Consider the following 14,867-nt stretch of genomic DNA (forward strand, 5'->3'; position numbering starts at 1 on the left):
ATGACCACCCGCATCGACCGGCGTATGGCCAAGCTCAAGGCCGAAGGCCGCCCGGCTTTGGTCACCTATTTCATGGGCGGCGACCCGGACTACGACACCTCGCTATCGATCATGAAGGCGCTGCCGATCGCCGGCGCCGACATTATCGAGATGGGAATGCCCTTCTCCGACCCGATGGCCGACGGCCCGGCGATCCAGGCCGCCGGTCTGCGCGCGCTGAAGGGCGGCCAGACCCTGGTCAAGACGTTGAAGCTGGCGGCCGACTTCCGCGCCGGCGACAATGAGACGCCGATCGTGCTGATGGGCTATTACAATCCGATCTATATCTACGGCGTCGACCGCTTCCTCACGGACGCCAAGGCGAGCGGCATCGACGGACTGATCGTCGTCGACCTGCCGCCGGAGATGGATGAGGAGCTCTGCGTTCCGGCGCTGAAGGCCGGCGTCAACTTCATCCGCCTGGCGACGCCGACCACCGACGACAAGCGCCTGCCCAAGGTTTTGGAAAACACCTCCGGCTTCGTCTACTACGTCTCGATGACCGGCATCACCGGCTCGGCGTTGGCCGACACGGGCAAGGTAGCCGCGGCTGTCAACCGCATTAAGGGCCACACCGACCTGCCGGTCTGCGTCGGCTTCGGCGTCAAGACCGCCGAGCAGGCGCGTGTGATCGGCGCCAATGCCGACGGCGTCGTCGTCGGCACCGCGATTGTCAATGCGGTCGCCAATGTGCTCGGGCCCAAGGGCGAGAAAACAGCCGATCCCGCCGAAGCCGTCGCCACATTGGTCAGCGGTCTTGCCCAGGGCGTCCGTTCGGCCCGCCTTGCTGCGGCCGAATAGCCCGACTATTTGTTCTTGAGCAATTCCGGCCGGAAAACCGCCACAGACTATCCCTGGAATTGCTTGAAGTCCTTTCCAGGACAGGAGCCGAAGTCATGAACTGGATCACCAATTACGTCCGCCCGAAGATCAATTCGATGCTCGGCCGGCGCACCGACATGCCGGAAAACCTCTGGATCAAGGATCCCGAGACCGGCGAGATGGTCTTCCACAAGGATCTCGAATCCAACCAGTTCGTCATCCCGGCTTCCGGCCACCACATGAAGATCTCAGCCAAGGAGCGGCTGAAATATTTCTTCGACGACGGCAAATACGAGGTGCTGGAAAACCCGAAGGTCGTCCAGGACCCGCTGAAGTTCCGCGACGAGAAGCGCTACACCGACCGCCTGAAGGAAGCCAAGGCCAAGACCAGCCTCGAGGATGCGATCCTCAACGGGGCCGGCACCATCGACGGGCTGCCGGTCATCGTCACGGTGCAGGACTTCGCCTTCATGGGCGGCTCGCTCGGCATGGCCGCCGGCGAAGCCATCGTGCATGCTTTCGAGGTCGCGCTGCAGCGCAAGCGGCCGCTGATCCTGTTCGCTGCTTCCGGCGGCGCGCGCATGCAGGAAGGCATCCTGTCGCTGATGCAATTGCCGCGCACTACGATCGGCGTCGACCGGCTGAAGGAAGCCGGCCTGCCCTATATCGTGGTGCTGACCAACCCGACCACCGGCGGCGTCACCGCCTCCTACGCCATGCTGGGCGACGTTCACATCGCCGAGCCTGGGGCGCTGATCGGCTTTGCCGGACCCCGCGTCATCGAGCAGACCATCCGCGAAAAACTGCCCGACGGTTTCCAGCGCGCGGAGTATCTGATGGAGCACGGCATGGTCGACATGGTCGTGTCGCGCCTCGAGATGCGCAGGACCATTTCCCGTCTCTTGAAGATGCTGCTCAAGATGCCGGAGGCCGAGAAGCCGCTGGAGCCGGAGATCCTGCCGCCGGCGGTGGTCAATGCCGAGGCGCGGCCGCAAGCCTGACGCGATGTCGGCCTGAAGCGGTATATCGGCTTGGCGCGACATCGCTCGCCGCGAACCGCGAGTTGCGCCGCCTGTTGCGTGCTGTAGCCTCTGATTTGCGCACGGCTCGTTCGAACCGATTCCCGGTTTCGGGAACCGCCCGCCAAAGCAATTCCAGGAAATGTGAAACGGTTTTCCGTTCGGAATTGCGCCAACAAAAAAGAGAGAGCGGTTCTGCATTCCATGAGATGATGAACCGCTCTAGGATTCCAATCATGACAACGCTTTCCGCCGAACGCGAAATCGAACATCTGATGACGCTGCATCCGAAAGGCTTCGACCTTTCGCTGGATCGCGTCACGGGGCTTCTCGAGCGTCTCGGCAATCCGCAGGATCGGCTGCCGCCGGTCATCCACATTGCCGGCACCAACGGCAAGGGCTCCTGCGCCGCCTTCGCGCGCGCGCTGCTTGAGTCCGCCGGCCACCTTGTCCACGTCCACACCTCGCCGCATCTGGTGAACTGGCATGAGCGCTACCGGCTGGCGGCCGAAGGCGGCGGCAAGCTCGTCGAGGACGATATTTTCGCCGAGGCCATCGCGCGTGTCGCCGAGGCCAACGGCGGCCAGAAGATCACTGTCTTCGAGATCCTCACCGCCGTCACTTTCATCCTGTTTTCGGAGCATCCGGCGGAGGCGGCGATTATCGAGGTCGGCCTCGGCGGCCGCTTCGACGCCACCAATATCATCAAGCGGCCGGCGGTTTCGGTGATCATGCCGATATCGATGGACCACGAAGCCTATCTCGGCGACCGGGTCGAGCTGATCGCCGCCGAGAAGGCCGGCATCATGAAGCGCGGCTGCCCGGTGGTGATCGGCGCCCAGGAAAGCGACACCGCGCTTCAGGTGCTGATCGAGTCGGCCGAGCGGCTGGATTGCCCGACCGTGGTTTATGGCCAGGATTTCCTCGCCTTCGAGGAAAACGGCCGCATGGTCTATCAGGACGGGGACGGGCTGATGGACCTGCCCTCGCCGCGCCTGCCGGGGCGCCATCAATACGCCAACGCCGCGGCGGCGATCGCCGCCGTCAAGGCGGCCGGCTTCGAGATCGGCCACCGCGCCGCCGAGCGGGCGATGACCCATGTCGCCTGGCCGGCACGCATGCAGAAGCTGACCCAGGGCAAGCTGGTCGAACTGGCGCCGAAGGGCGCCGAGATCTGGCTGGACGGCGGCCACAACCCCGGCGCCGGCATCGTCGTCGCCGAGGCGCTGGCCGAGCAGGAGGAAAAGAACCCGAGGCCGCTGGTCCTGATCTCCGGCATGATCAACACCAAGGACCAGACCGGCTATTTCAGTGCCTTCAAGGGGCTTGCCCGCCATGTCTACACCGTGCCGGTGACCAGCAGCGACGCCGGCGTTCCCAACGACGAGCTGGCATTGCGTGCCGAAGAGGCCGGCCTGTCGGCCGAGCCGGTCAGCTCCGTCGCCAACGCGCTGATGCTGTTGCGCGACTCTTGGGATGGCCCGGCGCCGCGCATCCTGATCGGCGGCTCTCTCTATTTCGCCGGCGCCGTGCTGGCCCAGAACGGCACGCCGCCGACCTGAGCCGAAACCGGGACAGCATCGCGGATTTCGGCGGGGGCCGAAAGGAACCGGCCATGATCAAGGTGAAGCAGCTCGCTCATGTCTGCATCTTCGCGCACGACCTGGAGGCGACGCGTCGCTTCTATCGTGACGTGCTCGGCATGGACACGCGGTTCAATTTCCTGCGCGACGGCAAGATCTTCGGCTTCTATCTCGACTGCGGCGGCCGCAGCCATGTCGAGGTGTTCGAGAAACGTGAATCCAGCTACAGCGAGGCGAACCAGATCAACCACTTCTGCCTCGAGGTGGAAGATATCGATGCGGCGATCCTTCATATCCGGTCGAAGGGCGTCGCGGTCACGCCGAAAAAGCTCGCCTGCGACGACACATACTAGGCCTGGCTCGCCGACCCCAACGGCGTGAAGATCGAGCTGTTCGAATACACCGCCAAAAGCGCGCAATTCACCGGCGGCGACCATGTCGCCGACTGGTGACTAATGCATGTCGACCAAAGTGAGCAGCGCTTTGGGAGAACGACACGCATCAACAAAGACTTAGAGGCGTCACCTGCATCCGATTCAACGCGGTGCGCTATAGCTGGTTGATCAGTCCAAATTCTGCCGGCGGCGCCAACTCGCGGTCTTCTCGGATGATTTTGTCCAGATCGATGTCTGCGCCGCTCTCAGTCGCCAGGCGAGCGTAGAAACTGGACACCGGTTCGCGTCCCGCTTCCCGGATTTCATAGGATTCAAGCGCGCGTTCGACCACATCGGCTATGGAGCGATTTTCCCGACGAGCAAGTCGGTGAGCAAGATCTCGTGCTTTCGCGCTACGGACTGAGAGCCGTGGTTCGGCCATATGAGAAACTCCGTTTTGACCAAACATAGGCCCGCCGAAGCACGCAATCAAAATGGCAATTGATTGCTAGCCACCATCCGCCTTTCCTGGAGCGCCCTAAACGGCAAGATGCAGAGCGGCGGGCAGCGCCAGCGAGAGCCCTGACAGGAAGAGCAGGACAAAGACGATCTTTCGCATTGTCCCTTGCGACAATGACGGTGGCCAGCGGCGCGCCGAATAGGTCATCAGCATTACAGCCGGTATGGCGAGGACGAGCGCGACAGGCGACATGGCCGGCAGGTTGCCGCTTGCCGCCACCAGGATAAGCCGCACCACCTGCGCGGCGCCGAAAGCGGTGACCAGCGTTTCGCGGATTTGTACATGCGGCATTGGCTGGCGAAAGAGATGATAGACGAGCGGCGGGCCGCCGGTCGCAAACAGCCCACTCATCAGGCCCGAAACGACACCGAAGCCGACGAAACTCGCGTCCGGTGACCGTTTTGCCAAGCCGGCAGGCCTGATGGCCAGTTGCAGGCTGGACATCATGATGACCAGGCCGAGTCCGATTTTCAGCAGGTCGGCCCGCGTATCCGCCAGCCATTCCAACAGAGCATACCCCAGGAGCAGCGAAGGCAGGCTTGCGACCAGGATAAGCCGCAGCTCCCGGCGCGCAATCTCGCGCCAGCCGCCCTGGATCAGCATCTGCGTGGCGTTGACCAGGGTCAGCATGCCGACCATCGCGGCTGCGTCGGGCAGCGGCAGCAAGCCGACAAGCGCAATCGCGCCCATCATCACCAGGCCGAAAGCGAAGCCTGTCAGGGTCTGGACATAAGCGGCCACGGCCGCAAAACCGGCAAAGGCGAGGAGATGCGCTACAGTCACGACATCCCGCACGAGGCCGGAAAGGAAACGTGCAAGCCGGCAATCACGGCCGGCCTATTTCAGCTCGATCTCAATGAAGGCGTATTCGCCGTCATTGGCGTTGATGACGTCGTGCTCGACGCCCTCCCGGCGGAAATAGGGCGCGCCTTGCTTCATCTCGGCGAAGGATTCGCCGTCCTTGGTCACCAGCTTCACCTTGCCGTCCATCAGCGGCACGACGACATAGTCGTGGCCATGGCGATGCCAGCCGGTATTGGCGCCCGGCGCGAAGCGATATTCGGTGACGATGACGCGCTCATTGTCGACGTGAACTGTGGCCTTGGCGGTTCCGGTCATGGAGCTCTCCCTTTCCTGCGAACAGAGAACACGGAGTGCCCGCAGGCGAGAGCCAGAGCGCAACGAGCCATGACGCCAAAGAAAAGCCCGGCGCGATGGCCGGGCTTGGATCTTGAAAACTTCAGATTGGCTCAGGCGAGGCTGCCGTTGATCCAGTGCGACAGCGCGGTCTTCGGCGCGGCGCCCACCTTCATGTCGGCGACTTCGCCGCCCTTGAAGATCATCAGCGTCGGGATCGAGCGCACGCCGTACTGCGCGGCAAGCTCCGGGTTCTCGTCGATGTTGAGCTTTGCGACCTTGATCTTCGCGCCAAGCTCGTTGGCGATGTCTTCCAGCGCCGGCGCGATCATCTTGCACGGGCCGCACCATTCCGCCCAGAAATCCACCACGACCGGCTCCTTGGCGTTGAGCACATCGGCCTGGAAATTGCCCTTGTCGACCTTGACGGTGGCCATGCTGAAATCCTTTCGAAAACTCGGGTTGCACCAAATGTGGTGGTAGTGGCGGCGATCTTCAAGCAGTTCTTGTGTCACGCTGCCGTGAGTCGGGCAAGGGCGTCATCCATGGCGGGGGCGGGCAGCTCGATCAGGCGCGGCGCCTCAGTGAACAGCAGCGCGGCAGTCACCTCGCGGCCCGGATAGAGCGGCTGAAGCAGCGCGCGGTAGAGCGCAAGCTGCAGCACATAGGCAGGCGGCACCTCGGCCAGGTTCCCGGGAGCCGGTCGGTTGGTCTTGTAGTCGACGATCGACACCTTTTCGGGCGTGACCGCCAGCCGGTCGATCTTGCCGGAGATCGAGCGCAGCTTGCCCTTCACCTCGAGGCTGCCCATGACGGCCACCTCAGCTCGCGAGGATGGCGAGAACAGCGCGCCGAAGCGGTTGTCGGACAGGATGGCGAGCACCGCATCCAGCGCCTTGTCGCGCTCGCCGTCCGGCCAGCCGGCGCCAGCGCGCGCCAGGTAACGCTCGGCCGCGCCTTGCCTTTCCTCCTCCGCGATGCCGGGCAGCATCTGCAGCAATTTGTGCAGGGCAAGACCGCGTATGATGGCAAAGCCGGGTTCGGCGGCGGCGTCGAGCACCGGCGAGCGAGTGTCGGGGACGGCTTCCTTCGCCTCGTCGATCAGCGCCGAGGCGCCGGAAGGCGAAAGCGGCCGCGGCAGCTCCTCATAGGGCGGCAGCGGCCGGAACAGGTCTTCAGGCAGCGGCGCTGTGTGCTCGAACGGCCCTGCCTCGTCGATGCCGGTCAATGCCACCGGCGGCAGCCTGGTCATGTGGAAGCGATGTACCGCCACCTCGGCGGTCGCCGGATGCCGGCGCTCGGAACTCTCGGGCGCGCCGAGCAACGCGCGGCTGACGATCGAATGCCACGTGCCGGGGTTGGGTTGCCGCTTGCCGTGATAGCCGCAGACGACCAGCCGGTCCTCGGCACGGGTCATGCCGACATAGAGCAGCCGCCGGTATTCGTCGTCTGCCAATTCGCGCGCCCGGACCGAAGCCGCCTTCGAGACGCCATTGGCGACATCGCTGGCCGAGCGCCACAGATAGCCTTTGCCCCTCCACTGCGTTCCCGAGCTCTCGAAGGGCATCAGCCGCGGCAGATGCTGGTCGCTGAACGGCGCCGAGCCGCCATCGACCAGGAAAACCACCGGCGCCTCCAGACCCTTGGCGGCGTGCACGGTCATAACGCGGACCTCGTCACGCGTCTGGTCCATCTCGCGCTTGATCTCGGGACCGGCATTTTCCAGCGTCGACAGGAAGGATTCCAGCCCCGGCAGGCCGGTGCGTTCCTCGGCCAGGCAAAAGCTCAGGAACTCGTCGAGGATGTCGCCGGCTTCGGGTCCCAGCCGCGCCGTCATCTTGCGGCGCAACCCGTCGCGCGCCAGCGCCGCGGCATAGAATTCGAACACCGGCTTGAAGGCCACTTCGGTTGCCCAGCCGTCGAGCCGGCTAACGACGGCGGCGAGTGCCACATCCTCGGCCGCATGTTGCCTGAGCGAGGCGATCAGCGACTGGCCCTTCGGCCTCCCGCCGGCCAGCGCCAGCAAGCTTTCCTCCGAAACCTCGAAGATCGGGCTGCGCAGCACGGCGGCCAGGGAAAGATCGTCCTCCGGCTGGATCAGGAAATGCCCAAGTGCGATCAGGTCCTGCACGGCGATATGGCCGGGCAGGCTCAGCCGGTCGGCGCCGGCGACCGGGATCTGCCGGTTCTTGAGGCTGCGCGACAGCGCATGGACGAAACGATCGCGCTTGCGCACGAGGACCAGGATGTCGCCGGCGGTCAGCTTCCTGCCCTTGCCTTCGATGACCTCGCCGCTGCGCAGCCAGGTCTGGATGGTCGTGGCGACATGCTCGGCCACCCGCACCGCGGGCGCGCTGGCATGGTTGACCGGCAGCGTCCAATCGTCCGGCTCCTCGACCATCTCGGCGCCGACCGAGGGCCACACCTCGACATAGCCCGGCGCGTCATTGCGGATCGCCTTGTGGGTCAAAGGGTCTGGATCGTGGCTGATGCCGCGCCTGACGCCCGGTTCAGCGAAGACGCGGTCGACCGCGGCCAGCACGTCGTCGCTCGACCGGAACGACCAGGTGAGCTTGAGATTGGCGAAGTCGGCCTCGGCGTCGCGCACGCGGCTGGCAAACAATAGCCGGCTTTCGGCAAAGGAATCCGGCGCCGCGCCCTGGAAGGAATAGATCGACTGCTTCTCGTCGCCGACCGCAAAGACAGTTCGGCGCACCGCCTCGCGCTGGCCAAGCCCGGCAAAGAACTCTTCCGTCAGCTTCTTCACCACTTCCCACTGGTCCGGGCTGGTGTCCTGTGCCTCGTCGAGCAGGATGTGGTCGATGCCCTGGTCGAGCTTGAACTGCACCCAGGGGCCGGCATCGGGCCGCGACAGCAGGCTCACCGTGCGGGTGATGAGATCGTTGAAGTCGAGGAAACCCCGCCCGCGCTTCAACTGCTCATAGCGCGCGATCAGCCAGCCAGCGACGGTGAGCGCTGCCGCTGTCCCTTCCAGCATGCGGAACAGCGCCAGCCGATCGGTTGCGTCGAGGATTGCCTTCGCCACCACCAAATAGCGGTCCGGCAGGTCGGGCAGGCGGTCGACCAGCGCCTTCCTGAAGATTTTGGGCGGATCGTAGGGGTCGCCGTCCGCTCGCAGGAATGCTTTGGCGAGCAGGCGCAGCCGCCGGATCGGATCGGCCTCGGCAAAGGCGCTCTGCGCATAGGGCAGCACATTGTTCAACACCTGCTTGGCGTCGGCTGCCTCGGCGGCGCGGGCAAATTCGGCGAACTGGCCAGGCGAAAAGCCAGGCAGCGGCCACAGCGAAGCAGCGATGTCCTCGGCCGTCTGTTCAGGCCTGAAGCCGAATTCTGCGAACAGCGGCCGGAAGTCCCGATCCTTGCCGAACTTGGCGATGAAACCGCGCAATTCGTCGCGCTTGCCGACGATCTCGGCAAGCAGCGTATCGAGCCCGAACTCGCCGCCGCGTTCCAGCACGGTGGCAAAGGCTTCCGCCAGCCCTTCGACGCCGGCGCCTGCGCCCGAGATCATGTCGCGGCGGGCGTCCGCGAACAGCGAGGCCTCCATCTGCGGATCGAGCATCTCGAAATGCGCCGGGATGTTGGCTTCGAGCGGGAACTGGTGCAGCACGGATTCGCAAAAGGCGTGGATGGTCTGGATCTTCAGCCCGCCCGGCGTCTCGAGCGCCTCGGCAAACAGCCGGCGTGCGCGCCGCATCATGTCGCGGTCGGCGCCGCGGCCGTCCAGCGCCGCGATCCTGATCGCCAGTTCCGTATCGGGCAGCGCCGTCCATTCCGACAGAGTCGAGAACACGCGGTTCGACATGTTGGCGGCCGCCGCCCGCGTATAGGTGAGGCAGAGGATCTTCGACGGATCGGTGCCGTTGAGCAGGAGCCGGATGACGCGCTGCGCCAAGACATGCGTCTTGCCCGAACCGGCATTGGCCGACACCCAGGCGGAGTAGGCGGGATCGGAGGCGCGCGCCTGGCTGGCGGCGGTATCGGAGGGGATCGGATATTTCATCCTTCCGCCTCGTCCTCGCTGGCGCCGCCGGCCGACCATTCCAGCACCCGCGCCAGATGATCGTAGTCGCCGTCCGCCTCGCCCTCGCGGAAGGGCAGGGCGCGTGACAGATAGCCGCTGGTCGGGTCGGCATAGTGGAAGAGCAGCCGTTCCAGCCGCGCCCAGGCCTCCTCGGATAGGTCGTTGGCGGTGCGCGGCTTGCGGTTGTATTCGAGGATCGATTCCTCGAACACCTCGCCATTCGGCTTCAGCCGCACGAAGGCGAGCTGCGAGGGCTCGCGGATGCCGAGCTCCTTGAAGGCGCCGCGCCTGAGCAACGCGCCCTCCAACGCAAGCTGCGGCGACAGCAGCGTGTGCGCCTGCGCTTTCGAGGGCGAGGAGCCGGTCTTGTAGTCGAGGATGTCGGCCATGCCGCCGGCAAGCAGGTCGACGCGGTCGGCATAGCCGGACAGCGTCACCCCGGTGCGGCCGACCACGGTCTTTTCGGCGCGCTCCTCGGCGTAGCGCCTGGCAACAGCATCGGCGCGGCCATGCTCCCATTCGATGATGTTTTCGGCGAGCTTCTCGAAACGCGGCCACCAGATGGCCTCGATATCAGGCGGAAGCTCTGCCTCGGCAAAGCAGGCACGGCCAGCGTCGATGAGGCTGACCAGCGCGTTCGGAGCCCTCGGATCCTCGACCCGACGCGAGAACAAATGCAGAATTTCGTGGAACAGCGTGCCGCGTTCGGCGGCGCCCGGATCGCGGATCAAAGGCTCCAGCGGCATCAGGCCGAGGATGCGCCGTGCATAGACCGCATAGGGGTCGCGGCGCAGCGTCTCGATCTCGGTGACCGAGAAATGCTGCGGGCGCAGGCTGAGCGGCGGCTTCGGCTGCGGGCGCGAGGCAAAATCCTTCTTCTCGCCGGCATCGAGCGCGCGCGCCCAAGCAAGCAGCGCGTCGCCGCGGCCGCGCAGTACCGCCGCCGGCTCCTTGCCGAGGAAGGTCAGGATGCGCTGCAGCCAGCGCGACGGCACCGCCGGCGCGTCGCCGGAGCGGGCCGAGCGCGTCAGCACCACTTCGCCGGCGCCCATCGCCATTTGGAAATCATGCGCGGCAAGGCCGATGCGCCGCTCCGGCGGCTCGAGATCGATGCCGGTCTTCATCAGCCGCGACATGAATCGGTCGCTCTCGGGTTTGCGCGGCCACACGCCCTCGTTCAGCCCGCCGATGACCAGCGTGTCGACATTCTGCAGCCGGGCTTCCAGCGCGCCCCAGATGGCGATGTTGCGATCGGTGCCTTGCGCCGGCTTCACCGTCTCCGGCGCGATCAGCGCCTCCATTACGTCGGGCCACTCCGAAGCGGCGAAAGTGAAGGGCGAGGACGCGGCCACTAACCCACGCAGCAGCTCGGCAAGTTTCTCGCCCGCATCGCCGGCGTAGAGCTCCGCCAGGCCGCCGTCGGCGGCGCGGCCCAGATCCTCCAGCGCGACAACGCTCGCGCGTGTCAGCGTCGCGATGTCGGCGTCTTTCTCGTCGCGGATCGCGGTGAGCGGCAAGAGCGAATTGGTAAGACGGCTAAGCATTCCGCGCGCCTGCTCGATGCCGCGCACGGTCAGGCGCGAAAACCAGAAAGGCTGCCTTGTGTCGCCGCTCAGCTCCGCCAGCCGCGTCTCGAAAAGCGCGCCGAGCGACGCGACGTCTGGCCGGCCGGTGCCGCCGTGCAGCGCCACCAGCTCGATAAGCTCGGCCGCCTTGCGCACGGTCTGGCGTTCGAGGCCGAGCCCGAGCAGCGGATGCTTGAGCAAGGCAAGCAGGCCGACGGGATCGCCCGGCCGGAAGGCGGCGCTCAGCGCGAGCCTGAGCAGGCTGGCGGCCGGTGTGTTGACTAAAGGCGCGCCGCCGGAATCGTCGGCGACGACGCCGAAACGCAGAAGCTCGGCCGAAACCCGCCGCGCCAGCGCGCGGTCGCCGGTGACGAGCGCCGCGCGCTTGCCCGGAGCCTCCACGGCGCGCTTCAGCGCGATTGCGATTGCCGCTGCCTCGTCGCGTTCGTTCGCCGCTTCCACCAGCGTCACGCCGCCAAGCGCCTGTTCGACGTCGAGTGCCGTGAAGCGCGGCCGTGTCTCGGTCCAGTATTCGGTGGTTTCGGCCGGCCGCAGCGCCTCGCCGACCAGGGTGGCGCGCAACGCAAGCGGCGGTGGCGCGGCGACGATGTCCTCGACGTCCCGGCGCGGAATGCCGATGCCGCCGATCAGCTTGGCGAGGCCGTATTGCGGGTGGCCGAGCGTTGCCGGGCGCGCGCCGGGCGCCGTGATCGCCGCGAAGGATGCGTCGTCCAGGTCGCGGTCGAGCCCGGGCAGCACGACGGCGCCGTTGGGCAGGCCGGCGATCACGCCAAGCAGTTCCGCCGTGGCGGGGATGGAGCCGGTGGAACCGGCGGCAATCACCGGTCCGGCCGGCGGAGTGCGCTTCAGCCGCGCCGCCTCCAGCCGGATCAGCGCGCTGCGATGCGCGGCTGGATTGGAGCGGTCCCGCTCCTTGAGCAGTTCCGGCCAGTTGTCGGTGACGATGCCGAGGAAATCCAGCGTCACCTGCCACCATCCGGCAAGGTTGCCGGTGACCAGCGTCGCGAGCTTCGCCCAATCCGTGCCTTCGGTCTCGATCTCGTCCATCAGCCGGGCAAGGTCGCGCGCCAGCCAGATGGCGTCGGCGGCCGAGGTCGGCACGACGAATTCCTCGTTGAACCGCTCTCTTATGTGCGCCGGCAGGCTTTCCTTCCAGGCGCGCACCAGCGGTGCCAGCAACAGCAGCCGCTCCTGCGCGGCGATCGGCGGCGCGAGGTCCATTGCCGGCGCCGCTTCCGCGTCGAAGGCGGCCTCGTCCTCGTCGAACTCGCCGAGCGGCCGCACCGTCGGCAGGATGGCGGAGCGTTTTCCTACAACGTCGACGAAGGCGCCGCGCAGCGCCCGCGCCGCGCGGCGCGTCGGCACATAGATGGTGACGTCGGCGAGCGCCAGCGGGTCGCCGTCGAAGCGGAAGCCGGGGATCAGGCGCCCGTCGAGCAACGCCCCCGCCAGCGTCGGCAGGAACGGCGCTCCGGGCGGAATGGAAAAGACGCGGCGCGTGCCGCTCATACCGCCTTCGCTAGGGCGCCGGCCACGGCTGCCTCGGCCGCCGGAATGGCGTCCGGAGTGCCGACGGTGATCCAGCGTCCGTTCATCTTCATGCCGAACAGGCGCCCTGTGGCGATCGCCTTGTCGAAATAGACATTGAGCGAATGCGAGCCCATGGGCGCATCCTTGAAGATGCGCGGGTGGATGATGGCGGCGCCGGCATAGATCAGGCCCGCCGGATCGCCCTTCGAGCGCCGTAGAGCTCCACCAGGGGCAACAAGGAAATCGGTGCCGACGCAATGCCCGGTCGCTGAGTCGAGATCGGTAAGCATCAGCAGAATATCCATTCTCGCGGCGTCCCATGCAAGGGCAAGACGCTCGAGGCTGGGCTGACCGCTGTCGATCCAGAAGGTGTCGGCATTGATGATGTAGAAGGGCTCGCCACCCAGAAGCGGCAGCGCCTTGACGATGCCGCCAGCCGATTCCAGCAGCGCCTCGCGCTCGTCGGAGATGACGATCTTCGGTGCGCGCCTATGGGCGACATGCGCGACGATCTGCTCGGGCAGATAGTGCACATTGACGACGGCCTTGGCGACGCCGGCGGCTTTCAGGCTGTCCAGCCCCCAGTCGAGCAGGGTCTTGCCGGCGATCTTCACCAGCGGCTTGGGCATCGTGTCGGTGATCGGCCGCATGCGCTTGCCAAGCCCGGCAGCCAGCACCATCGCGGTCGTCGGCTTCATGGGACCCGTTCCTCGAGCAGGCCGTGGGCCATGTAGAAATCCTTCAGGCCGGCAAGCGCCGGATGCGCCAGCGCCCGCCTCAGATAATCGCGGATGCGCGGCAGGTGTTTCAGATAGTAAGGCTTGCCGTCGCGTTTTTCGAGCCGCACGAAGATGCCGAGGATCTTCGAATTGCGCTGCGCGGCCATGATCGCATAGGCCTCGGCGAAGCCGGCCTCGTCGAAAGCGCCGGCGGAGCGCCGCGCCGCGACATAAGCCGCGACCGTCCGCCGCTCGATCTCGGGCGAGACGGTGACGCGCGCATCCATCGCCAAGGAAGCGACGTCATAGGCGGCAGGCCCGATCAGCGCGTCCTGCACGTCGACGATGCCCAGCCGGTCGAGGCCGACGCGCTCGGCCCGCCAGATGATGTTGGGCGAATGGAAGTCGCGCAGCATCAGCGTGTATTCGCTGCCTGCCAGGCGATCGAGGAGCGCGTTCCATACCTCGTGGTAGCCTGCCCGCAACGCGTCGTTTGCCGGTTCGCCTGTGATCCATGGCACATACCAGTCGACCAAAAGGTCGGCCTCGATCAACATGGCTTCCCGGTCGAAAGGCGGCACGTCGTGAAACACGCCGGGCGCCGCTTCCAAGCGCGTAGGCCAAGTCTTGCCATGCATCATGGCCAGCAATTCGGCCGCCGCCTCGTAGCGTTTGGCGATGGGCTGGCCGTCGCGACCGAGGAAACCTTCCGAGCCGAGATGCTCGATGAGCAGAAAACCCTGGTCGAGATCCTGGGCATGAATCGCCGGCACGCTGACGCCGGCCCCAAGCAACGCCCGGTCGATGGCGACGAAGGCGGTGACGGATTGCGCCGTGTGGGCGATCATCGCATAGGGCTTGCCGTCGCGAACCGGCGGCCCGAGCACGAGCCGCGGCGAGTTCATCAGCACGCGCGGCGCTTGGCCGGGCAGCGCGACGATCTCGTAGGAGCGGGCGGAGGCGTCGCCGACGAAATGGCGGCGATTGGCGTCGCCCCATCCGGCCGAGGCCAGGAAATCGCGCATCGCCAGCGATCGCGCGGCGCGGTCATAGATTGGTCCCTGCCCGGAAAGCCGCGCCACGCGGCCTTCGCCCTGCTCGGCAAGATCGACCCACAGCGCCGTTTCCGGCAAGCGGTCTGCGGCCCGTTCCGGCCATTCGATGAGCGCCGCGCCTTGGCTTAGCGCGTCATCGAGGCCGAGCTCGTCGAGCTCGTCCGGAGCGGACAGCCGATAGAGATCGAAATGATGCACCGGAACGCGCGTCTCGTAGCTCTGCACCAGGGTGAAGGTCGGGCTCGGCACTTCGAGATTGGCGTCGTCGGCAAGCGCCCGGATCAGCGCACGGGCCAACGTCGACTTGCCGGCGCCGAGATCGCCTTTCAGCGCGATCGCGTCGCCCGCGCGCAAGGCCATGGCGAGGTCCTCGCCAAGCCTTGCCGTTGCCGCCTCGTCGGCGAGAAAACGCTCCAGCACCGTTCCTGCCATATGGGT

At 66.0% G+C, this 14,867-nt stretch carries 12 protein-coding genes; 4 read left to right on the forward strand and 8 right to left on the reverse strand.

Translation table 11 applies throughout. The features are described from left to right. The 4 genes from trpA to FJ425_RS03170 all read left to right on the forward strand — a co-directional run bounded on the left by trpA (position 1) and on the right by FJ425_RS03170 (position 3,816). Positions 1 to 840: a tryptophan synthase subunit alpha gene (gene trpA / locus FJ425_RS03155; protein WP_140633591.1), complete on the forward strand. Its 840-nt coding sequence runs from the start codon at positions 1 to 3 to the stop codon at positions 838 to 840. 95 nt (positions 841 to 935) lie between these two features. Beyond that, positions 936 to 1,862: an acetyl-CoA carboxylase, carboxyltransferase subunit beta gene (gene accD / locus FJ425_RS03160; protein ID WP_140633594.1), complete on the forward strand. Its 927-nt coding sequence runs from the start codon at positions 936 to 938 to the stop codon at positions 1,860 to 1,862. 254 nt (positions 1,863 to 2,116) lie between these two features. Beyond that, the gene (locus FJ425_RS03165; RefSeq protein ID WP_140633597.1) at positions 2,117 to 3,442 is read left to right on the forward strand and encodes a folylpolyglutamate synthase/dihydrofolate synthase family protein; all 1,326 of its coding nucleotides are present in this window, start codon (positions 2,117 to 2,119) and stop codon (positions 3,440 to 3,442) included. A 53-nt stretch (positions 3,443 to 3,495) separates the two neighbouring features. Then, on the forward strand, positions 3,496 to 3,816 hold the full coding sequence (locus tag FJ425_RS03170) for a VOC family protein (protein ID WP_246673450.1): 321 nt from the start codon (positions 3,496 to 3,498) through the stop codon (positions 3,814 to 3,816). A 196-nt stretch (positions 3,817 to 4,012) separates the two neighbouring features. Here the strand turns inward: FJ425_RS03170 and FJ425_RS03175 are convergent, their stop codons facing one another. The 8 genes from FJ425_RS03175 to tsaE all read right to left on the reverse strand — a co-directional run bounded on the left by FJ425_RS03175 (position 4,013) and on the right by tsaE (position 14,861). Beyond that, positions 4,013 to 4,279 carry a type II toxin-antitoxin system VapB family antitoxin gene (locus tag FJ425_RS03175; RefSeq protein WP_140633600.1) on the reverse strand — a complete coding sequence of 89 codons (267 nt, stop codon included), beginning with the start codon at positions 4,277 to 4,279 and terminating at the stop codon, positions 4,013 to 4,015. Positions 4,280 to 4,375: 96 nt separating this feature from the next. Continuing rightward, on the reverse strand, positions 4,376 to 5,140 hold the full coding sequence (locus FJ425_RS03180) for a sulfite exporter TauE/SafE family protein (protein WP_140721699.1): 765 nt from the start codon (positions 5,138 to 5,140) through the stop codon (positions 4,376 to 4,378). Between the two features lie 54 nt (positions 5,141 to 5,194). Next, complete coding sequence (locus FJ425_RS03185) at positions 5,195 to 5,476, reverse strand: cupin domain-containing protein (RefSeq protein ID WP_027166948.1); 282 nt, start codon at positions 5,474 to 5,476, stop codon at positions 5,195 to 5,197. Positions 5,477 to 5,607: 131 nt separating this feature from the next. Then, positions 5,608 to 5,931, reverse strand: a complete 324-nt coding sequence (trxA, locus tag FJ425_RS03190) for a thioredoxin (RefSeq protein ID WP_095767992.1) — start codon at positions 5,929 to 5,931, stop codon at positions 5,608 to 5,610. A gap of 74 nt (positions 5,932 to 6,005) precedes the next feature. Beyond that, positions 6,006 to 9,518 carry a double-strand break repair helicase AddA gene (addA, locus tag FJ425_RS03195; RefSeq protein ID WP_140721702.1) on the reverse strand — a complete coding sequence of 1,171 codons (3,513 nt, stop codon included), beginning with the start codon at positions 9,516 to 9,518 and terminating at the stop codon, positions 6,006 to 6,008. Next, entirely contained in the window at positions 9,515 to 12,634 is a 3,120-nt protein-coding gene (addB, locus tag FJ425_RS03200; protein ID WP_140721705.1) for a double-strand break repair protein AddB, read from the reverse strand. Before addB ends, addA begins: the two co-directional genes overlap by 4 nt. Then, positions 12,631 to 13,353, reverse strand: a complete 723-nt coding sequence (locus tag FJ425_RS03205; protein WP_140721708.1) for a nucleotidyltransferase family protein — start codon at positions 13,351 to 13,353, stop codon at positions 12,631 to 12,633. The genes addB and FJ425_RS03205 overlap by 4 nt, the downstream gene beginning before the upstream one ends. Further along, complete coding sequence (gene tsaE / locus FJ425_RS03210) at positions 13,350 to 14,861, reverse strand: tRNA (adenosine(37)-N6)-threonylcarbamoyltransferase complex ATPase subunit type 1 TsaE (RefSeq protein WP_140721711.1); 1,512 nt, start codon at positions 14,859 to 14,861, stop codon at positions 13,350 to 13,352. Before tsaE ends, FJ425_RS03205 begins: the two co-directional genes overlap by 4 nt. Positions 14,862 to 14,867: the final 6 nt, after the last annotated feature.

The sequence above is a fragment of the Mesorhizobium sp. B2-7-2 genome, assembly GCF_006440775.1.
Taxonomy (GTDB): domain Bacteria; phylum Pseudomonadota; class Alphaproteobacteria; order Rhizobiales; family Rhizobiaceae; genus Mesorhizobium.